This window comes from Bradyrhizobium sp. Y36, from assembly GCF_002531575.1.
GTDB lineage: Bacteria > Pseudomonadota > Alphaproteobacteria > Rhizobiales > Xanthobacteraceae > Bradyrhizobium.
The window spans coordinates 110,817-132,298 of the sequence record NZ_NWTI01000004.1; the positions used below are offsets into that span (position 1 = coordinate 110,817).

The following is a 21,482-nucleotide window of genomic DNA, read 5'->3' on the forward strand; positions in this document are numbered from 1 at the left end:
CGTTAACCTCTTTTTGGGGGCATGGTGGGGGCGTTTCGGCAGGCATCCTTGCACGAAAGCGCCGGCAATTGAACCCGCCATATGCGGGGCCAGCGTTGCGGCGGACGGAGTTTATATGAGCCGATGGCGGGAACGTGGCAAGGTGGCCTCCGTCATTCCGGGGCGCGGCAAAGCTGCGAGCCCGGAATGACGACGTAGTTACCCCGACTACACCGCCATCTTCCGATGCAGCACCGGCGCGCCGGCGGTGAGACCTTCCGCCGCATCGATGATCGCATTGGCGTCGATGCCGTAGTGGCGGTAAAGATCGGCGATGCTGCCGGTCTGGCCGAACTGCTCGACGCCGAGCGCCTCGACGCGGTGGCCGCGGACGCTGCCGAGCCAGCCGAGCGCGGACGGATGACCGTCGATCACCGTCACGATGCCGCAGTCGCGCGGCAGCGGCGCGAGCAGCTTTTCGATATGGCTGAGATGCTGCACACCGCGACGATCACGCCGCAATTTTCGCGCGGCAGTCCAGCCTGCATGAAGGCGATCCGCAGAGGTGATCGCGAGCAGGCCGATGTCGCGGCGGCTCTCGCCGATGAAGCCGGTGGCCTCGATCGCTTCCGGTGCGACCGCGCCGGTATAGGCGATCACGAGTTCGGCATTCGGCCCCGGCTTGCGCAGCCAGTAGGCGCCGTCGGTGATGCCCTGCTGCAGCTCAGGTGTCATGATCCGCTGCGCCTGCTCGATGCTGCGCGTGGAGAGGCGCAAATAGACCGAGCCGCCCTCGCCCGGATCGCGCTGCATGTGCTCAAAGCCCCAGCCCATGATCACGGCGAGTTCGTCGACGAAGGCCGGCTCGAACGAGGCGAGCCCGTCCTGCGCCATGCCGATCAGGGGCGTCGCGATGGACTGGTGCGCGCCGCCTTCGGGCGCGAGCGTGATGCCCGAGGGTGTTGCCGCCACCATGAAGCGCGCATCCTGGTAGCAGGCGTAGTTCAACGCATCGAGGCCGCGCTCGATGAAGGGATCGTAGAGCGTGCCGACCGGCAGCAGCCGCTCGCCGTTGATCTGGTGCGACAGGCCGAGTGCCGAGAGCATGATGAACAGGTTCATCTCGGCGATGCCGAGCTCGAGGTGCTGTCCCTCCGGCGAAAAATCCCAGTTGAAGGTGGACGGAATTTTCTCGCTGCGGAATAAATCCACCTTCTCGGCACGCGCGAACAGGCCGCGACGGTTCACCCAGGGACCGAGATTGGTCGAGACGGTGACATCGGGCGAGGTCGTGACGATGCGCTTTGCCAGCTCGCTGTCGCCGCGCGCGATCTCGTTCAGCACGAGGCCAAAGCCCTGCTGGGTCGACATCTGCGGCGACGGCTTGAAGGCAAGCTGCGCGGGCACCGCGACGACGGGCGCGGTCAGCCGGCGGCCGTCCTTGTTGAACGGAACGCGCGCCAGGAAGGCGTCGAGCTCGGCGGCGGATTGCGCGAGCCCCTCATACTTGTCCCATTCGTGACCGGGACGGATGTTCTGGCTGTCGCGATATTTCTCCATCTGCGCGACCGTCATCAGGCCGGCGTGGTTGTCCTTGTGGCCCTGGAACGGCAGGCCGACGCCTTTGATGGTGTAGGCGATGAAGCAGACCGGGCGATCGTGATCGATGGATTCGAAGGCTTCCAGCATGCTCGCCATGTCGTGGCCGCCGAGGTTCGACATCAGCGCCAGCAGCTCCTCGTCGCTGCGCTTGTCGATCAGTTCAGTGATTGGCCCCTGATCGCCAATCTCGTCGTGCAGGTGCTTCCTGAAGGCCGCACCGCCCTGGAAGCACAGCGCGGCGTAGAGCGCGTTCGGGCAATTGTCGATCCAGCGCTTCAACGCCTCACCGCCGGGTTCTGCGAAGGCTTCGCGCATCAGGCGGCCGTATTTCACGATGACGACGTCCCAGCCGAAATTGCGGAACATGGTCTCGAATTTTTCCCACAGACCTTCGCGTACGACGGCGTCGAGCGACTGGCGGTTATAGTCGACCACCCACCAGGTGTTGCGCAGGCCGTGCTTCCAGCCTTCGGCGAGCGCCTCCCAGATGTTGCCTTCGTCCATCTCGGCATCGCCGACGAGCGCGATCATCCGGCCCTCGCGGCGATCCCCAGCCCAGCCATGCGCCTTGACGTAATCCTGCACCAGCGATGAGAACAGCGTCTGCGCGACGCCGAGGCCGACCGAGCCGGTGGAGAAATCGACGTCGTCGACGTCCTTGGTGCGCGAAGGATAGGACTGCGCTCCCTTGAAGCCGCGAAAATTCTCCAGCTTCTCACGGCTTTGGCGGCCGAACAGATACTGGATGGCGTGAAACACCGGGCTCGCGTGCGGCTTCACCGCAACGCGATCCTCGGGCCGCAGCACGTGGAAATACAGCGCCGACATGATGGTCGCGAGCGAGGCGGAGGAGGCCTGGTGGCCGCCGACCTTGAGGCCATCCGCGTTGGGGCGGATGTGGTTGGCGTGGTGAATGGTCCAGGACGACAGCCACAGCGCCTTGCGGCTGAGCGCGGTCAATGTGTCGAGGCGGGCGGTATCGACGGGCATGGCAATGCTCCCGGAAATCAGGTGGGGCGATGATACGCCTGCGGAAAGCGCCAAATTTCTCAATTTTTCGCGCCATACCTGGCGATATTGGGATATTTTACCAACGGACCGCCCCAGTGACAGGTTTCATTCCAATGCCAGAGCTCGATGCCATCGACCGAAAGATTCTCAGCCATCTGCAGGCGGACAGCCGGCTGACCATGCAGGAGCTCGCCGACAAGGTCGGCCTGTCGGTCTCGCCCTGCCACCGCCGGGTCAAGCTCCTGGAGGAACGCGGCGTGATCTCGCGCTATGTCGCGACCGTGGACCAGAAGGCGCTTGGGCTGCACGTCAGCGTCTTCATCTCGATCAAGCTGGCGCGGCAGAAGGAGGAGGATCTCAACCGCTTCGCCCGCGCGATCTCGAAATGGGACGAGGTGCTGGAATGCTATCTGATGACCGGTAACCGCGACTATCTCTTGCGCGTCGTCGCCGCCGACCTCGCCTCCTACGAGACGTTCCTGAAGACCAAGCTGACCCGGCTCGACGGCATCGCCTCGATCGAGTCGAGCTTTGCGCTGAGCCAGGTGAAATATTCGATCGCACTGCCGGTGTGATGCAACGGGACCATCGATTCAACGAACTCATTCGAGACCGGCGGGGCCGCGGCGATCAGGCCGCACCGCGGCTACCGCTCAACGACACCTTGGATCGTCAGGCGTCGTAAAGCTGCCTGCGCCGTCTTCCGGCATGCGCCAAGCCACGGTCTTGGGAACGGGAAGCTGTCCCGGCGCAGGCGCTGACACGACGACGGCCGTGTAGCAGGGCGGCAGTTCTTCAAGGCTCATCGAACGCAACGCTTCTTCCGGCGCGCGCCCGCCGAGCCGCCGGAGGAACCCTGCATCATCAATCAATCGCTGGAATGCGCCGGTGTTTGCGATCGTGATCGTGACCGCCGAGCCCTCGACGTCGACACGCCAGGGCTCCTCGAACTGGTGCGTGTGACCATAGATGAAGACACGCATGGACTTGTGGTCCACCTGGCGCGCGGCAAGATGTTTCGCCATCACCTTGCTCTTGGACGAGAGGAAATGCTCGGCGAGACTGCCAAGCTGCATGTCCCAGCAGATCTGGTCTTTCTCATTCGCGGCGATCATGTCGCAGAGCTGTTGCACTTCCGCGTCGGGAAGTTGCTCCTTGTCGTTCGCCAGCCTGGTCAGCTCCGATTTGATCGCCTTTGCCTCGTCATCGTCCTTCGACAATTGCTGCCTGAGCGGATCTTCCTTCGGCAGCGCATAGAGGAACAGCATCGCGCCCTTCCCGCGCGCGATTCCGAGATCCCAATTGACCTTGCCGGCCGGAGGCTTCCCGAGCATGACGGATTTCTGCCGCAGCGACGTTTCCAGCAGGTTGAAGCTCAGCAATCTGGCGACGTCGGAAGCCGAACCCCACAGCCCTCGATCCGCGGCGCGATACCGAGCCCCCGCGGTTTCGGGACTGAGGTTATCGATGATCGAATAGGTCTTTTCCTGGTCGTTGAACAGGCGTTGAACGAACAGCTCGCCCCATGGCCGAACGATGTAGTCCTTGCCGTCGACCCGGCGCGATATCGTCGGCCATGTCGCGTATTTGTTGACGTCCTGGCCGATCTGGTTGCCGTGCTCCGCCAGGATCCGGCCGTCAGCGGAATTCCACAGGCCTTCGGTCACGAGGTTGATGCGGCCGCTGCCGGCATTCAACGCAGCCCCGAGCGGACTCCAGATGGCGGCATAGCGCAAGGTCGAGTCGTGGTTGCCAACGATGATGTGCAGCCGGTTGTCGCCGCGCTCGGCAAACGCCCGCAAGATGGCAAGATCGGCAGCATGTTCGGCGGCGACTTTTCCGACCAAGGCGGCCATCTCGTCGATCGTGCAGCCGAGATCTGCGCTCGCACCGCCGCACTTGATATCGGCCGGCGGCTGCCAGAGTTCGAGAAAGTCGCCGACGATGACGAGATCGACGCGCTGCTCGCCATCCTCCGTGATCTTGTTCAGGAAGCCCTCGAGCGCCCTCGGCCAGCGGAAGTCTTCCGTCGGGTCCCAGGCGCCGCCAGCCTGCTTGCCGACGCCGAAATGCAGATCGCTGATGAACACGCTGTGCCGGGGCGAGGCGGCCGGCGCCTGATAAGGCACTGTTGCGACGTCAGGCGCGTTCGCATCGTCGGCCCGAACCTGAGCAACCGGCGAAGCCAGGATGATCGCAACCATGAACGCTGCCGTTCGACGAAGTTTCATGCCACACCTTGCTGGTTAGGGCTGAGCACAGAGCTTGATCGCGGGATTGCCGAGCAGAACATATTCAAGCCCCAGCTCGCTGTAGTCGGCGTCGGCCCTGTCCTTGAATTTCTGCGCTGTTCGCGCGATCGTCTTGTCGAAAAGATTGAGGATGGTGGGGGGCGGCTTCTCCGACGCGACCTCGGCCATGACCTCTGCAAACGTGCTGGCGAAGACGACACCGTACCCGGCGTCGATCGTGAACGGCGATGCGATCAACGTGTCAAATCCTTGCTCGTTCAGCCGTTGCAGCAACGCAGTGTTCCGGCCCTTGGCAGACGCGGCGGAACAGGCGGCGAAAATGCCGACGCTCCCGGACGGAAACTTTTTCTCGATGTCCTGCGGAATGATGTGATCCGTCGATTCCGCGAACCACATCGCTCCCTCATCCTGGTGGGCGAGAACGACGAATCCGACTGCGGAAGCAGACGCCAGAGTCAGCAACGGAGTCACCGAGCCCGTCGTCGCGGCAAGATATTGCCGGAGCTTGTCGATCTCGGAAATTCGCGTTCCCGGGACCTTGGCGGGGAAGAAGCCCGGCGGCATCACGGCGCCGGGAACGTTCTCCAGCCCCTCCGGAACTGCAAACATCCAATCGCCGATGCATTTGTCCCGAGATGGATACCGCTCGATCGCCATCGGCTGCACCACGATGATCGGCTTGTCCAGCACGGGATCCGGTCCCTTGGCGCCGAGAATTCCGAGCGGAACGTAGATGCTGCGGTTCTGGCCGCTGGTCACGTCCGAGGCGACGCGCACCACCACCACGGGAGATTCGGTGCTTTCGCGGACGATGGCCCGGAAAGCGGCCCAGGCGTTCTTGGCGTCGTCCTCCGTCGAATTTCCGGATTTCGTGGAGAACAAGATCCTGGCAAGCTCCTTGGCAGCGGGGAGATAGCTGCCCGGCTTCTTGTCGGCGGAATCCTTGCGCGCCTTCAGAATCATGTTCTGGAAGCGATCGGTCTTGAGGAAGTCGACGACGCTCGAAGCAGTCTGCCAACCATAGACCGGCGTCTTGCCCGGCCGACCATCGACGAACACCGCCATGCTGTAGGCTTCGAAATCGAAGATGTGGAGCGCGGCCGCCGCGGTCGCGTCCGCACCGGAGCCCTCCATTCCGAGCGAAACTTTGCGCAGCGGATTGAGGCCGCTGGAAAGCGCGTCGGCCTGAGCCGGATCGGCACTGTCGCACACGGGCGCGGACGTGCTGGTCTCGCCGATCGACACACGCTGCACGAGATGATCGAGTGGTTGGAGTCCTCTGAAGATCGCGAACGCAACCGTCGCACAGCCCTGCGATTCCGCCGTCAGCGCGATCTGAATGCTGCCGGCGCTGGCCTTCGCCGAAAACTCGGTGATCGACATCGACCCGTCGGCAAATTTCCTTGCGGCATCGGCATCAGGATGCCGGATCTTCTCGAGATCAATCTTCAATGTGTAGGAATGACGATCGTCTCCCAGCCGCAGGCTCGAGCCCTCGGGAACGAGTGGTTTGATGGTCAGGACGATCTCACGATTCCTGGAATCGGCGATGAGCTCCTCGAAGGCTGGATCCACTTTCGCGCCCGCAGACTGCGTGGTCCGGCGCAGCAAGGTGTAATTGAAGGCAGCCACATCGAGCGTGTAAGTGTAGGTGTTGTTGGCAATCAGGATATTTCCCGCCGGTCCGGCACCATCGACGAACCAGCTGTTCCAGTAGGCGGAGGTATTGACCGGTTCGGGTGTCGGCGAACTTGCATTGGGGACCGGAGTCGGGCTTGGCGTCGGCGAGGCCGTGACCTGCTTGTCGATAGCGACCTCACCAGTCACTCGTCCCGAGGGCCGCACCTCCGCCCTGAGATTGCTGTCCAGATCGAGCGGCGGCGCTGCCTGGCCCACGAAGTTTCCCAAGTTGCCATTCGCCCGCGGAAGTCCCGTACCCGGCGCGATCGGTCTGGGCGCAGGTGGTGCCGCGGACCCAACCGGTGGTGGCGCCGCGGAGGCAATTGGCGGAGGAGCGGGACTGAGCGTTGTCGAGGCCACCGGCGGCGCAGGGACTACCGGTGGTGACATTGGCGGTGGTTGCTCGCGCCTCGGCGCGGCCCGCGGCCCCAATCGTGGCGGCGGCTCGGCCCCGCCATCGATTGTGGCGACTCTGCCGTGTCGGGGAGCCGGAATCCTCTCTTTTGCCGACGCCTGTACCTCGCCGCCCGGCGTCGATGGAGCCGGTTTTGGTTCGGGCGCCGTCTGCGGCACCGGATCCGGCAGCGATTCCGCAGCATCGTCCACTCTGGCGATCTTGCTATCGATACGAGCGGGAGCCTCCTTGCCGATCGGCGCTGTTTCCGCCGACGGCGGCCCGGTCGCGGTGGGAGCCTTCGGCAAATCCACCTGCACTTGCGGCGACGCCGATGGATCGTGCCCCCTGGCATCGATGCTCGGCGGAGCCGGGAGCGACACGCTCACCTCCTGCATCGTGTTCAGGGCCATCGATTGCAGCAACAGGAACAGGACTGCGGCGAGGGTCAAGCCCGACATGCCGCCCGTAACGAGCCATCGCGGCGCAAACCAATGAGAGCGGAAGGCGACGAACGCCAGAAGACCGAGATTGGCTGCGGTCAGCGTCGCAAACCAGAGCGGCGACACATCCACGCCGACGGCCTGCAGCCCGTAGGCCTCGAACCACGCAAGGCAGACGCAAACGAGAGTGCCAATCGCCCCCAGAACCACTGTCCTGACAGGGGACACCAGCGTGTGCGCTTCTGCGGCTTGAATACCTGCCACGGCGAACCCGCAAAAAATGAATTGCAAGAAATAATCGCCGAGATTGTCACAAGAACTTCAGCGCGTCTACCCTTACGTGCAAGCCCCCAAGGGAACTCGTTGGCCGCTTGCGTGCACAAGATCGAACCGGAGCGGTGTCCCCCGCCCCCGGCCTCACCGCCACGGCTGCACGATGATCTTGGTATGCGCTTCGGGATTGGCGAGGTCGGCGAAGGCTTTCGCAACGCCATCGATGCCGACCTCCGCCGTCACCATGGCGGCGGCGTCCACCTCCCCGTCCGCGATGAGGCGGAGTGACGCAGCGAACTCCTCGGGCGTGTAGCCGAGCACGTACTGGACGTTGAGCTCTTTCATGATGCCGAGCATGGGCTCGTTTCGGTCGTTCTCCATGCAGACGCCGACCACGACGATTTTGGCATCGCGCGGGGCGCCCTCGAACACCTGCTGCAACAGGCCGGGCACGCCAACGCATTCGAAGATGATCGCGGGCTTCAGCGCCGGCAGCATCGCCTGGAACGGCGGCCGCGCCGCCTTCTCCGCCTCCGACATCTGGGCGTGCTCGGCCCAGGTCGCGTAGGGCTGCGACACCCTGGGATCAACGACGATATCGGCGCCGAGCCTGGCTGCGAGCGCGCGCCGCGCCGGAGAATAGTCTGCGGCGACGATGGGATGCAGGCCCTTCAGCTTCAGGGCGGCGATCACGGCAAGCCCGACGGGGCCGCAGCCGATCACGAGCGGCACCTCTCCACCCCGGATGTTGGCCTTGGCCACGGCGTGGACGCCGACGGCGAGCGGCTCGGTCAGCGCTGCGTGCTCCGGGGCAAGCCCATTCGGCACTTCGAGCAGCAAGGGTTCGCTGAGCAGCATCTGCTCCGCATAGCCGCCGACGAAATCGTTGGAATAGCCGATCCCCTTGATGCCCTCCGAGGTCACCAGCGCGGGGAGAGAGCAGACGCGCGTCCCGGGCTTGAGCTTTCGTTCGGTGCCGGGGCCAAAGTCCACGATCTCGCAGCAGAATTCATGACCGAACACGACGTCGCGCGACAGGTCCATCGGCGTGCGGCCGGTCTTCCTTGCCATCTCCACCATGCGAGGGGCGTGCTGGCGCGCGTGCAGGTCGGAGCCGCAGATGCCGCAGGCGAGCGTCTTGACCAGCACCTGGCCGGGGCCCGGCTTGGGCTCGGCCATCTGGTCCACGACAATCTCGCCGTTCCTGAAAATCGCAGCGCGCATTCGGCTTCTCCCTTATCGTGGGAGCCACTGATAGCACGAAGCGGGACGCGGCGACTTGCGTCAGGGGTTCGGGGAACGCTCTTCCAGCACCAGGAGCTGGGCGCGACGGACACGCTCGCGATGGGCAATGTAGAGACCGCTGGCGACGATGAAGGCGGCGCCGACGACGGTCCAGACATCAGGGACCTCACCGAAGATGAAGTAGCCCAAAATGCTGACCCAGAGCAGCTGCGTGTAGGAGAACGGCGCCAGCACCGAGGCATCGCCATAGCGATAGGCCAGCACGATGATCCACTGGCCGACGGTCGAGGCCACACCGATCACGATGCCGAGCCCGATCGCAGTCCAGCTCGGCGTGACCCAGACGAATGGCACCATCACAGAGAGGATGGCGACGCCCGTGAGCGCGGAATAGGCCATGGTGGTAAGCACGGCTTCGCGACCGCTCATCATGCGCGTCAGGATCAGCGCGGCGGCCCAGCAGAATGCCGAGATGATCGGGAAGAACGCCGCGGCGTGAAACGCGCTGGTGCCTGGCCGCAGGATGATCAGCACGCCGGTCAGGCCGATCGCGGTCGCGATCCAGCGCCGCATGCCGACCTTCTCGCTGAGGAAGATGATCGACAGCGCGGTGACGAACAGCGGCGAGACGAAGCCGGTGGCGGACGCTTCCGCAATGGGCAGGAAGCTCAAGCCGGTGATGAAGAACAGCGATGAGCCGAGCAGCGCGGCACCGCGCATCAGCTGCAGGCCGAGCCGCTCGGTGCGCATCGCATGGAGCGGCGAGCCCGGCAGCATCACCGGCGTGAACATCAGCGCGAAAGTGACGAAGCGGATCCAGGTAATCTCGATCGACGGCAGACTGGTCGAGAGATATTTGGCGGTGGTGTCGGAGGTGCCGAGAAACACCGTGGACAGCAGTACCAGCGCAATGCCCTTGAAGGGATGATCGACGCGCGCGGGCGCGCGGCGAGCCTTCTGCTTCTTCTCCGGCACGGGCATGGGAATAGTGTCGAGCCTTGCGGCTGCGGCGGGCGGCGGTGTCACGGCTGGAACCCGGGCAAAATGCGAATCGAGAACTGCGGTAAAAAACGACAAATGCGCCGCGTTCACAACTTCCGAAAACAGGATGCCGATATGCGCTCACGTCCGCGCGCGTCAATGCTCCGTTAATAATGGGCGTTTGTGCATTACAGCATTGGCAGGCCGCGCGGCTTCGGCCCGCGCGGAAACGCCGCGTCGAGCGCCGAAATCTCGTCTTTGGTCAGCACGAGATCGCCGGCCGCGGCGTTCTCGCCGGCATGATCGGCGGAGGACGCCTTCGGGATCGCGAATACCGTAGTCGCACGGGTCAGGAAGCTCAACGCGACCTGACGCGGCGTCGCGCGACGCGCCTCTGCGATGCGGGCAAGCACCGCGCCGCCCTTGCTGCGCGCATCCGGGAAATCGTCATGGCCGAACGGCGAATAGGCGACGACGGCGACACCATGCTTCTCGCACCACGGGATCACCGCATGCTCGATCGCGCGTTCCTTCAGATGATAGAGCACCTGGTTGCACGCGATGCGCCCCTCGCCGGACACCTCAAAGATCTCGTCGAGGTCGTCGGCGTCGAAATTGGAAACGCCCCAGGATTTGATCTTGCCTGATTTCACCAACTCCTCGAATGCGGCGACCGTGTCTTCGAGCGGATAGGAACCGCGCCAGTGCAGGAGATAGCAGTCGAGACGATCGGTCTTCAGCCGCTTCAACGAGCGCTCGCAGGCGGTGATGGTTCCGCGGCGCGAAGCGTTGCTCGGCAGCACCTTGGAAACCAGGAACACCTCGTCACGACGGCCAGCGATGGCGTCGGCGATGACCAGCTCCGCATCGCCATACATCTCGGCGGTGTCGATATGGGTCATGCCGAGATCCAGGCCACGCTGAAGCGCGGCAATCGCGCGCTTGCGGTCGCCGTGATCGAGATACCACGTGCCCTGCCCGATCACAGAGACGCCGGTGCCGGTCTTGCCGAAGGATTTCGTGTTCATGTCAAAAACTCACAGTCCGCCGATATCCGCCACCAGCACGCTGCCGGTCGACGACTCCGTGATATAGAGACGATCCTTGCTTTCGCCACCGATCGCGACATTGGTGCAATTCGGTCCCGCACACGACTTGATCCGCGCGATCAATTCGCCGTTCGGCGCAAACACGAAGACGTGGCCGAGCGAGGCGTGGCCGACGAACAGGCGACCTTTGGCGTCCATCGTCATTCCGTCAGGGCCACTTGTGCCGAACAATGAGCAGAAGCGGCCGACCTTGGACACGCTGCCATCCTTCATGAACGGCAGCCGCCACACCGCGTTGTCGCGCGTCATCGCGACGAACAGCACGGTCTCGGTCGGGTCGAGGACCACACCGTTCGGACTGATGCCGGTATTGAGCAGGCAATCGAGCCGGCCATTCGATGCCAGCCGGTAGACCCGGCCGCTGGCGTCGTGCAGGCCGGTCTGCCCCTGATCGGTGAAATAGATGTCGCCGTTGGAAGCAAGCTGCAGATCATTGCAGCCACGAAACGATTCCGAATTTCGCGCGGTCAACACCGGCGTGATGCGACCGGCTTTCGCATCGAGCTGCATGATGCCGTGCATGTAGTCGGCGACCAGGATGCGGCCGTCGGATGCGATCTTCAGCCCGTTCGGCCATCCCTCATACTCGGCGACCTGCGACCATTCACCGTCCGGCGCGATGCGGAAGATGCGGCCGAACGGAATGTCGACAATGTAGAGATGGCCGTCCCTGTCGAAGGATGGTCCCTCGATGAAGCTGTCTGTCGGCACATTCGGCCGGTTGGCATCGGCCCAATCGGTCCGCACGCCCTTGCGGCGGAACTTGTCGGGCATGGCGGAGAAGAGCTTGGTTTCAATCAGGCGCGGCGGCGTTTCCAGGTACATCATTGTTGTTGTGATTGTTGCGGGAGCGCGCGGCAGCATAGGGCAGAATCGACGGCGCGTCGATTGGGCGGAGGCATGGCTCCTCCTCTCAACTGTCATTCCCCGCGAAGGTGGGGAATCCAGTACGCCGCGGCTTCTCCGCATCTCTTGCTGTCTCTGGAATACTGGATCGCCCGGTCAAAGCCGGGCGATGACAGCCGAGGATGCGGCGACGACCGAGAACGTCGCCTCTACCCCGCAGCGACCTTCGCCGGCTTCACCGGCACTTCCGTCGTCGCAATCAGCCGCTTCAGCTCCGGGATGCAGGAGCCGCAGTTGGTGCCGGCCCTGAGCTTGGCGCCGATCTCGGTGGCGGTGCGCGCGCCGGCCGCGATGGTGTCGCAGATGGTTCCGCGGCCGACGCCGAAGCACGCGCAGACGATCGGCCCGGTCGACGCGGCGCCTTCGCTCGATTTACCTGACAGCAGCATCCGCCGCTCGTCGTCGGTGACGTGGTCGGCAACGAACAGGCTCTTCACCACCTCCCAGTCGCCGGCATCATGCGCGGGACCGACAAACAGGCAGGTGTCGATGCGATCTCCTGCGAAAGATGCGGCGCGGTAGACACCGCCGCCGAAGTCGCGATAGTCGGCGACGTCCTCGCCCGCGACGCTCTCGAGCCAGGCCGGCCAGCGCGAAAGGTCCGCATTGTCGGCGAAGAGATAGCCGAAGCCGCCGGCGACGGTGACGCGGGTCCAGAGCAGGTTCGGCGGAAGCTCGAGCTGCTTGCGGGACAGCGCAAAGCCGCGGAAGACGAATTCGTAAGGCGCGATCGCGGCCGGCGTCGCCTTGGACTCCGGCTGCCCGGAGAACGGATCGGTGAACGACTGCACCAGCGCACCGACGCGGCCGTGCGAGGCGTTCATTGCACTCCAGTGGATCGGCACGAACAGCGCGCCGCGCTGCTGGCCCTCGCTGACGACGGCCTTCAGGATGCACTGCCCATAATCGGTGGTGATACGGGCATAGCCATCATGAACGATGCCGTATTTGCCGGCGTCGTCTGGATGGATCTCGACGAAGGGCTCCGGCAGATGCGCGCCAAGGCGCTGGCTGAGACCCGTGCGCGTCATGGTGTGCCACTGGTCGCGGATGCGGCCGGTGTTGAGCCTGAGGGGGCGCGAGGCGCCCGTCTCGCCGCGCAGCGACGGCACCTCCAGCGCAACGAAGCGGCCTTTGCCGTCATTGGTGAAGAAGCCACCCTCCGCGAAGAACCGGTCGCCGGGCACCCCGCCTTCGCGCACCGGCCATTGCACCGGCTTCAGGGCATCGAAGCCCTCGTCCGAGAGCGAAGTCAGAGCGCCGATGTCGAAATCGCGGCCGCCGTCATTCTCGAAGGCCGAAAGCGCGGCGTGCTCGCGGAAGATCTCGGCTGCGGACTTGTAGTTGAAGCTGTCGCCGAAGCCGAGGCGCTTCGCGGTCTCGCTCAGGATCCACCAATCGGGCCGGGCCTCGCCGGGCGCCGGCAGGAAAGAGCGCTGGCGCGAGATGCGGCGTTCGGAGTTGGTCACCGTGCCTGATTTCTCGCCCCAGGCGAGCGCCGGCAGCAGCACATGCGGGCCGGCCTCGACGGTGTCGTTGGAGAGCACGTTCTCGGAGACGACGAACAGCTCGAGCTTCTTCAGCGCCTCGCGCACAACGTCCGCATCGGGCAGCGACACCGCGGGATTGGTGCCCATCACCCACAGCGCTTTCACTTCGCCGCGGTTGATGGCCTCGAACAGCTGCACCGCCTTCAGGCCCTCATGCGTGGCGATGTGCGGCGCCTTCCAGAACCGCCGGACGCGATCGATGTCGGGCGGCGTGAAGCCCATATGGGCGGCCAGCATATTGGCCAGGCCGCCGACCTCTCGGCCGCCCATCGCGTTCGGTTGGCCGGTCAGCGAGAACGGCGAAGCACCGGGCTTGCCGATGCGCGCCGTGGCGAGATGGCAGTTCAGGATCGCGTTGACCTTGTCGGTGCCCTGCGCCGACTGGTTGACGCCCTGCGAATAGAGCGTGACGACCTTCTCGGTGTTGCGGAACATCTTGAAGAAGACGGCAACATCCTGCTCGGACAGGCCGGTCGCCAGCGCCGTCGCGGCAACGCTGCCGGCGATGTTGCGCGCACGCGCCAGCGCATCGTCGAAGCCCGACGTGTTCTGCGCGATGTAATCCCGATCCAGCGCGCCGTTGTCGGCGAGATGGACGAACAGACCGGAGAACAACGCGGTGTCGGTGCCCGGCTTGAGACCGAGGAACAGATCGACGTCCTCAGCCGTGTCGGTACGGCGCGGATCGATCACGATCATGCGCGCGCCGCGCTCCGCGCGGTTCTTCAGCATGCGCTGGAACAGCACCGGGTGACACCAGGCCGCGTTCGAGCCGACGAAGACCAGCAAATCGGCCTGATCGAGATCCTCATAGCAGCCCGGCACGGTATCAGAGCCGAAGGCGCGGCGATGGCCGGCGACCGAGGACGACATGCAGAGCCGCGAATTGGTGTCGACGTTCGCCGTGCCGACGAAGCCCTTCATCAGCTTGTTCGCGACGTAATAATCCTCGGTGAGGAGCTGGCCGGAGAGATAAAACGCGACCGCGTCGGCGCCATCGCGAGCCACGATGTGCTGCATACGATGAGCAACATGGTCCAGCGCATCGCTCCAGGCGACGCGCTCCAGCACGCCCTTGCAGCGGATCATCGGATAGAGCAGACGGCCTTCGAGGCCAACGGTCTCGCCGAGCGCAGAGCCCTTCGAGCACAGCCGGCCGAAATTGGCGGGATGATCGGGATCGCCCGCGATTGCAGCCCCGCCCTTGCCGTCGGGTGTCGCCAGCACGCCGCAGCCGACGCCGCAATAGGGGCATGTCGTTCGGGTCGCACGGAGGGTCGGATCGATTGCCGTCATATCAAGCCGCTTTCGAAGGCAGCGCAAGCGCGCGTCCGAACATCATGTCGGTGCGGATCGCCGCCACCTTGTCGCGATTGCGGATCAGCTCGAGATACCAGAGGGCATCGATCGTATCACCGATCAGCACTGCGCCGGTGAGCCGGCCGTCCGCGATCACGAGCTTCTTGTAAGTGCCGCGCCTGCGGTCGGTCAGCACCAGGCTTTCGCTGCCCTCGCCCATGAAGTCGCCGGCGGAGAACACGCTGACGCCGGAGACCTTCAGATTGGTCGAGACCACACTGCCCTGATAGGCGGCGGGCCGGCCGGCCAGATGCCGCGCCAACGCCCGCGCCTGCTCATAGGCCGGCTCGACCAGGCCATAGCAGGTGCCGCGATGCTCGGCGCATTCACCGAGCGCGAAGATGTCGGAAGAGGAGGTCTGCATCACGTCGTTGACGACGACGCCGCGGTTGACCGCAATCCCCGCCTCTTTCGCCAGCGCGACGTTCGGCTTGATGCCGGCGGCGAAGATCACCGCATCGGCCTCGATGCGGCTGCCGTCAGCGAGTCCGACGGCCTCGACGTGACCATCGCCATGGATGCGGGCGGTGGAGGCGTTGAGCAGGATGCGGATGCCCTTGCGCTCGACCAGCGTCTTGAGCAGGTCGGCCGCGGGCGCGTCGAGCTGACGTTCCATCAGCCGGTCCATCAGATGCAGCAGCGTGACGGGCGCGCCCGCCTTGGCGAGACCATAGGCAGCCTCAAGTCCGAGCAGGCCGCCGCCAACGACGACGACGCGCTTCTTCGCCGCGGCCAGCGTCAGCAAGAGGTCGACGTCGCGCGTATCGCGGAAGGTGTGAACGCCGGCGAGATCGGCGCCCGGCAGGTTGAGCCGCAGCGGCGTCGAGCCGGTGGCGAGGACCAGCTTGGAGTATTCCATGCTCTCCTCGCCCTCGATCTTCAGCTCGCGGCGCCCGGTGTCGATCTCGGTGACGCGATAGCCGTAGCGGACGGTGACGCCGCGATGGCGCCACCAATCTGCCGGCCGCAGCTCGATCTCGTGCGAGCCGGTCTCGCCGGCCAGCACGGACGAGAGCAGCACCCGATTGTAAGCGAGCCGCGGCTCTTCGCCGATGACAGCGACCGCGTAGCGGCCGAGCGCGGTCTTGGCGAGCTCGTCGACGAGACGCGCGGCTGCCATACCGTTACCGACGATGACCAGCGGTTCACTCACGAGGCATCTCCTATTCAGCAGCCTGCGGCCGTGCGCCGTAGGCTTCGGACATCATGTAGCCGGACAGCACGCCGTAGGCGTCGGTCCAGGCCTTTGCCAGTTCGGGCGTCCATGCCTCGCCAAGACCCTTCTCCAGGGTCCACAGCAGGGTCGCACCGACCACGGGATAGTGCTCGGCCATCGCGCCGTAAGCGACGTGGCGCTTGGCGAGCGCGGAGGCCGCGGGAAGAATCGTCTCGAGGTTCGACAGGCCGCCCACGACGGCAGCGAGCATGCCCATCAGCTTCTTGCGCTGCTCGGTCATGTCTTCGGGGAACATCGCGCGCACGGACGGCGCCACCTCGAACAAGCGATCGTAGAACAGCACCGCAGCCTGCTCCGATATCGGCGCGACCTTGGCGAAGCTCTGCTGGATGAGAGTGATCTGTTCGGGCGTCATGATGTTCTCCTGTCTGTTTCGGTTTGCCTTGGTGCGCGCCGTTGCGAACAAGGTTCATGGGTCAAACGTCATCAGAGAGTCTTCTCCCCGCGTACGGAGAGAAGCGACATTCGTGCCAAGTCATATGTGCCAAGTCATATGTGCCGAGTCGTCCGTGCCAAGTGTCAGACCCTTGCTTCGGCAAGGCTTGAGGCGCCTTCGCCCTGCGGACTGCGACGCAGATAGAACCACCAGGTGAGAGCAAGACAGGAGGCGTAGAAGCCAAGATAGATCACGAGCGCGAGTTGCGGTCCGCCCGTCAAAGCGATCGACTTGCCGAAACCGGTCGGGATCAGGTAACCGCCGACGGCGCCGATCGCGCCGATGAAGCCGACCGCTGCACCGCTCTCGATGCTCGCCGTCTTCAACGCGGCCCCGCGCGCCGCATCGCCCTTGCCGCGCACCTTGAACAGGTTCTCTTCGCGGAAGATCGAGGGGATCATGCGGTAGGTCGAGCCGTTGCCGATGCCCGTCGTCACGAACAGGATCAGGAACATCGACAGGAAGCCGATGAAATCCTTCTGCCCGACGAAGTAGAGCACGCCGACCGTAGCGCCGGCCATCAGGATGAAGTTCCAGAAGGTCAGGACGGAGCCGCCGATCCTGTCGGCGAGCCAGCCGCCAAGCGGACGCGACAGCGAGCCGACCAGCGGCCCCAGGAACGCGATCGAGATCGTCACCGCCGGGAACTGCGTCTTGATCAAGAGCGGAAACGCCGCGGAGTACCCGATGAAGGAGCCGAACGTGCCGATATAGAGATACGCCATGATCCAGGTGTGCTTGCGCTTGACGATGGCAAGCTGGTTCCTGACCGACGACTTGGCCGTCGTCAGGTTGTTCATGAAGAACACCGCACCGAACACCGCGATCGCGATCGGCAGCACCCACATCAACCCGGCATTCTGAAGGAAGATGCCGTCGACGGGAGTTGCCTGATACAGGTTGAAGACGGCGAGCGTCATCAGGATCGGGGTCAGCAGCTGCACGCTGGAGACACCGATATTGCCGCCGGCGGCGTTCAGGCCGAGCGCCCATCCCTTCATCCGGTCCGGAAAGAAGAAGGAGATGTTGGTCATGCTGGAGGCGAAATTGCCGCCGCCGAGACCCGCGGTCGAGGCGACCAGCAGCATCAGCCAGAACGGCGTGTCGGGCTGGCTCACGAAATAGGCCAGCGACAGCGTCGGAATAAACAGGATCGCCGCGCTGAAGATGGTCCAGTTGCGTCCGCCAAAGGTCGTGACCGCGAAGGTGTAGGGAAAGCGGATCAAGGCACCGATCAGGCCCGGCACCGCGATCAGCTGGAACAGCTGGTCCGTGGTATAGTGGAAGCCTGCCTGCGGTAGCTTGGTGGTGACGATGCTCCAGATCAGCCAGACCGAGAAGCCGATATGTTCGGCCACGATTGACCAGATCAGGTTGCGTCGCGCGATAGTCTTGCCAGTCGTATTCCAGAACGCCTCATCTTCGGGGCGCCAGTCTGAAATCCAAGTCGGATTCTTCGTCATTGAGTATCCCTTCCAGGCTCACCGCTGCGTCGTTGCAGGCTCTGCCTCCAGGCGCGGAGGCGTGCTCCGAGGCTTCACCCCGGTGGCGAGATCACGATGCTGATTGATGGTGTTGAGGGACGTCGTCGTTGGCGTCGCGCAAAGACATTTCAATTTCCGTGCCAATTGCGCGCACGCAGGAAATACAGGGATTTCAGGACGTTATTCGTATTGCCCGAAGTTTTTGCAGGACTTCTTCGCACGCTTAATTTGCGATTCGCTCAATCCTTGTGCGTCGCACAAGGATTGAGCGGCATGTCGATTATTTGAGCGCAGCAATCTCTCGCGTTAACGCCCGGTTTACGCAGCCTCGACGAAGCGATGACGCTCGTAGAGGAATTCGAGCACACGCTGCCGGCACTTCAAGTAAGTGGCGTTGGTGGCAAGCTCGAGCCGCTTGCGGGGACGCGCGAGCGGCACTTCAAGCACCTCGCCGATGCGCGCGCTCGGCCCGTTCGTCATCATCACGATCCGGTCCGATAGAAGCACGGCCTCATCGACGTCGTGAGTGATCATCAGAATGGTGTTGCCGAGCTTCTGGTGCAGCGCCATCACGGAGTCCTGCAAATGCGCCCGCGTCAGCGCGTCGAGCGCGCCAAACGGCTCGTCCAGCAGCAGCACTTTCGGCTCCATCGCCAGCGCCCGGGCAATGCCGACGCGCTGCTTCATGCCGCCGGAGATTTCGGAAGGGCGCTTGTCCCGGGCATGGGCCATCTGCACGAGGTTGAGATTGTGCATCACCCAGGCGTCGCGCGCGGCGCGGGACTTGGTCTTCGCGAAGACCTTGTCGACGCCGAGCTTGACGTTCTCGTAGACGGTGAGCCACGGCAACAGGCTGTGGTTCTGGAACACCACGGCGCGATCCGGCCCCGGCGAGTTCACCTCGCGGTTCTCCAGCAGCACGCCGCCGGTCGAGGCTCCGGTCAGGCCTGCGATGATGTTGAGCAGGGTCGACTTGCCGCAGCCGGAATGGCCGATGATCGAGACGTATTGGCCCTTCTCGATCGTCAGGTTGATGTCTTTGAGCACCTCCGTGGTCGCGGCGCCGCGGGTGAAGATCTTGTCGATATGGTCGAGCTTCAGATAGGCGGTCATGTGCCCCTCTCCTTCAGTTCAGCGCAGTGCCGCGGGTGACGAACTTGCCGAGGCCCGCGATCAGGCGGTCCAGCACGAAGCCGACGATGCCGACATAGAACAGCGCCAGGATGATCTCGCTGATATGCGAGGAATTCCAGGCGTCCCAGATGAAGAAGCCGATGCCGACGCCGCCGATCAGCATTTCGGCCGCGATGATGGCGAGCCACGACAGCCCGATGCCGATGCGAAGGCCGGTGAAGATGTAGGGCGCGGCCGCAGGGATCATGATCTTGGCGAAGAACTCCAGCGGGTTGAGCTGCACCACCGCGGCGACGTTGCGATAGTCCTGGGGGATGTTGCGGATGCCGACCGCGGTATTGATGATGATCGGCCAGATCGAGGTGATGAAGATGACGAAGATCGCCGAGGGCTGGCCGTCGCGGAAGGCCGCGAGGGACAACGGCAGCCAGGCCAGCGGCGGAATCGTTCGCAGCACCTGGAACAGCGGATCGAGCCCGCGCATCGCCCAGACCGACTGCCCCACCAGCACGCCGAGCGCGATGCCGGCGATCGCGGACAGCGAATAGCCGAAGGCGACGCGCTGCAGACTGGCGGAGAGATGCCAGAACAGGCCCTTGTCGATGCCGCCATGGTCGAAGAACGGATCGAGGATCAGCTCCTTGGTGTCCTTGAACACCTTTGACGGCGGCGGCAGCGCCGAGCCGGCGCGGCGGCAGACCAACTCCCACACCAGCGTCAGCAGCGCGACTACGACGAGCGGCGGGATGACGCGCACGGCCAGCTCCCGCGCCATGCGCACGTAGGCTTCACTGCGTGGCGGACGCTTCGGCGTCATTGCAACGACCGGGGCGGCGCTCGCAGCAGACGTCGCGGTCTCGAGCTCAATCTTGGTGGCAGGCATGTTCATCGAAAATCCTCTTCCGGCTTGAAGGACGAAGCGGCCGCCCGACGGGCGGCCGCAGAGCTCCATCAGACTTCGACGCGCTTGATCGCGAGCGACTTCAGATAGGCTGCCGGATTTTCGGGATCGAACACCTTGCCGTCGAAGAAGGTCTCCTTGCCGCGCGAGGTGGATGTCGGGATGTCGGAGCTCGCGACACCGAGCGTCTTGGCGGCATCCTTCCACATGTCCTCGCGATTGACCTTGGCGATGAGCGCCTTGCTGTCGAAGCCGGCCTCGTATTTGCCCCAGCGGATGTCCTCCGTCATGAACCAGAGGTCGTGGCTCTGGAACGGATATGAGGCGTGGTCGCGCCAGTACTTCATGATGTGCGGCGAGTTCTCGACCACCTTGCCGGGAATGCCGTAGTCGAACTTGCCTTTGGCGCGATCGGCGATGTCCTCGACCGGGCAGTTGATCCACTGCCGCTTCGCCATGATGGTGGCGAGCTCTTCCTTGTTCTCGATCTTGTCGGCCCATTGCTGCGCCTCCATCACCGCCATCAGGATCGCTTTGGCAGCCTTCGGGTTCTTGTCGACCCAGGCCGCGCGCATGCCGAGCGACTTTTCGGGATGCTTGCTCCAGATCTCGCCGGTGTTGACAGCGGTGTAGCCGATCCCCTGGTGCACCAGCTGCCCGGGCCAGGGCTCGCCGACGCAGAAGGCGTCCATGGTGCCGACCTTCATGTTGGCCACCATCTGGGGCGGCGGCACGGTGATGGTCTCGACATCCTTGTCCGGATCGATGCCGCCGGCCGCGAGCCAGTAGCGGACCCAGAGATCGTGCGTGCCGCCGGGAAAGGTCATCGCGACCTTGGCCGATTTACCTTCGGCCTTCTTCTTCTCGAACGCCGCCTTCAACACCGACGCATCGGCGCCGACCTTGAGGTCGGCATATTCCTTGGCGACGGAGATGCACTGCGCATCGAGATTGAGCCGCGCGAGGATGTACATCGGCGTCGGCTGGTTGTTCTGCGTCACCTTGCCGGCCGAAATCAGATACGGCATCGGGGTGAGAATATGCGCACCGTCGATACCGTTGCCTTCGGAGCCGAGCACGAGATTGTCGCGCGTCGTGCCCCAGGATGCCTGCTTCTGCACGTCAACATCAGGCATGCCGTATTTGGCGAACAGGCCCTTGTCCTTGGCAACGAAGAGCGGGCCGGCGTCGGAGAGCGCGATGAAGCCGAGCTTGGCACCCTTGACCTCGGGTCCTGCCTCCTGAGCGAAAGCACCGGCGGGGAAATTCAGTTTTGCCGCGGCGAGAAGTGCGGCGGCGGAGCCTGCGGCCTTCAACAATCGGCGGCGGCTGAGCCCATTGTCCGAGGGCCGGCGGGTGCGCTTGGTCATTTGTCGTCCTTTGCGTCGTTGCAGAATTGATGGCGTCAGTGCACACGAGCAGCCCGTCCGTCCGGCGGCGCCGTCCTTGGCGCATGCGAACGCGCGACGGGGGAGACCCCCGCCCGGTGGCGTCGGCAAGTCGGAT

The 21,482-nt window shown here is 64.2% G+C and carries 15 protein-coding genes; 1 reads left to right on the plus strand and 14 read right to left on the minus strand.

Going from position 1 to position 21,482, the window contains the following annotated elements; genetic code table 11:
• Positions 1–207: 207 nt before the first annotated feature.
• Positions 208–2,571, minus strand: coding sequence for a thiamine pyrophosphate-binding protein (locus tag CO669_RS09285; RefSeq protein ID WP_097659510.1), 2,364 nt, complete (start codon positions 2,569–2,571; stop codon positions 208–210).
• A 134-nt stretch (positions 2,572–2,705) separates the two neighbouring features.
• On the opposite strand from CO669_RS09285, the gene CO669_RS09290 reads away from it, so the two are divergent.
• Positions 2,706–3,167, plus strand: a complete 462-nt coding sequence (locus CO669_RS09290) for an Lrp/AsnC family transcriptional regulator (protein WP_097659511.1) — start codon at positions 2,706–2,708, stop codon at positions 3,165–3,167.
• 78 nt (positions 3,168–3,245) lie between these two features.
• Here the strand turns inward: CO669_RS09290 and CO669_RS09295 are convergent, their stop codons facing one another.
• From CO669_RS09295 to CO669_RS09360, 13 genes are all read right to left on the minus strand, one after another.
• Positions 3,246–4,823: a metallophosphoesterase gene (locus CO669_RS09295; RefSeq protein WP_097659512.1), complete on the minus strand. Its 1,578-nt coding sequence runs from the start codon at positions 4,821–4,823 to the stop codon at positions 3,246–3,248.
• A gap of 15 nt (positions 4,824–4,838) precedes the next feature.
• Positions 4,839–7,652 carry a hypothetical protein gene (locus tag CO669_RS09300; protein ID WP_143278649.1) on the minus strand — a complete coding sequence of 938 codons (2,814 nt, stop codon included), beginning with the start codon at positions 7,650–7,652 and terminating at the stop codon, positions 4,839–4,841.
• A gap of 126 nt (positions 7,653–7,778) precedes the next feature.
• Positions 7,779–8,858, minus strand: a complete 1,080-nt coding sequence (locus CO669_RS09310) for a zinc-binding dehydrogenase (RefSeq protein ID WP_097659515.1) — start codon at positions 8,856–8,858, stop codon at positions 7,779–7,781.
• Between the two features lie 60 nt (positions 8,859–8,918).
• The gene (locus CO669_RS09315; protein WP_198963945.1) at positions 8,919–9,860 is read right to left on the minus strand and encodes a DMT family transporter; all 942 of its coding nucleotides are present in this window, start codon (positions 9,858–9,860) and stop codon (positions 8,919–8,921) included.
• A gap of 188 nt (positions 9,861–10,048) precedes the next feature.
• Positions 10,049–10,888, minus strand: a complete 840-nt coding sequence (locus CO669_RS09320) for an aldo/keto reductase (RefSeq protein WP_097659517.1) — start codon at positions 10,886–10,888, stop codon at positions 10,049–10,051.
• A 9-nt stretch (positions 10,889–10,897) separates the two neighbouring features.
• A complete protein-coding gene (locus CO669_RS09325; protein WP_097659518.1) occupies positions 10,898–11,794 on the minus strand; it encodes an SMP-30/gluconolactonase/LRE family protein in 897 nt (298 codons plus the stop codon).
• Positions 11,795–12,024: 230 nt separating this feature from the next.
• On the minus strand, positions 12,025–14,721 hold the full coding sequence (locus CO669_RS09330) for a nitrate reductase (RefSeq protein ID WP_097659519.1): 2,697 nt from the start codon (positions 14,719–14,721) through the stop codon (positions 12,025–12,027).
• Between the two features lies 1 nt (position 14,722).
• Positions 14,723–15,937 (minus strand): NAD(P)/FAD-dependent oxidoreductase, encoded by a 1,215-nt coding sequence (locus CO669_RS09335; RefSeq protein WP_198963923.1) that lies wholly within the window; start codon positions 15,935–15,937, stop codon positions 14,723–14,725.
• Positions 15,938–15,947: 10 nt separating this feature from the next.
• Positions 15,948–16,376, minus strand: coding sequence for a globin family protein (locus CO669_RS09340; protein WP_097659768.1), 429 nt, complete (start codon positions 16,374–16,376; stop codon positions 15,948–15,950).
• Positions 16,377–16,540: 164 nt separating this feature from the next.
• Entirely contained in the window at positions 16,541–17,920 is a 1,380-nt protein-coding gene (locus CO669_RS09345) for an MFS transporter (protein WP_097659521.1), read from the minus strand.
• A gap of 339 nt (positions 17,921–18,259) precedes the next feature.
• Entirely contained in the window at positions 18,260–19,054 is a 795-nt protein-coding gene (locus CO669_RS09350) for an ABC transporter ATP-binding protein (RefSeq protein ID WP_097659522.1), read from the minus strand.
• 13 nt (positions 19,055–19,067) lie between these two features.
• A complete protein-coding gene (gene ntrB, locus CO669_RS09355) occupies positions 19,068–19,964 on the minus strand; it encodes a nitrate ABC transporter permease (RefSeq protein WP_097659523.1) in 897 nt (298 codons plus the stop codon).
• Between the two features lie 62 nt (positions 19,965–20,026).
• Positions 20,027–21,346, minus strand: a complete 1,320-nt coding sequence (locus CO669_RS09360) for a CmpA/NrtA family ABC transporter substrate-binding protein (protein ID WP_097659524.1) — start codon at positions 21,344–21,346, stop codon at positions 20,027–20,029.
• Positions 21,347–21,482 lie beyond the last annotated feature (136 nt).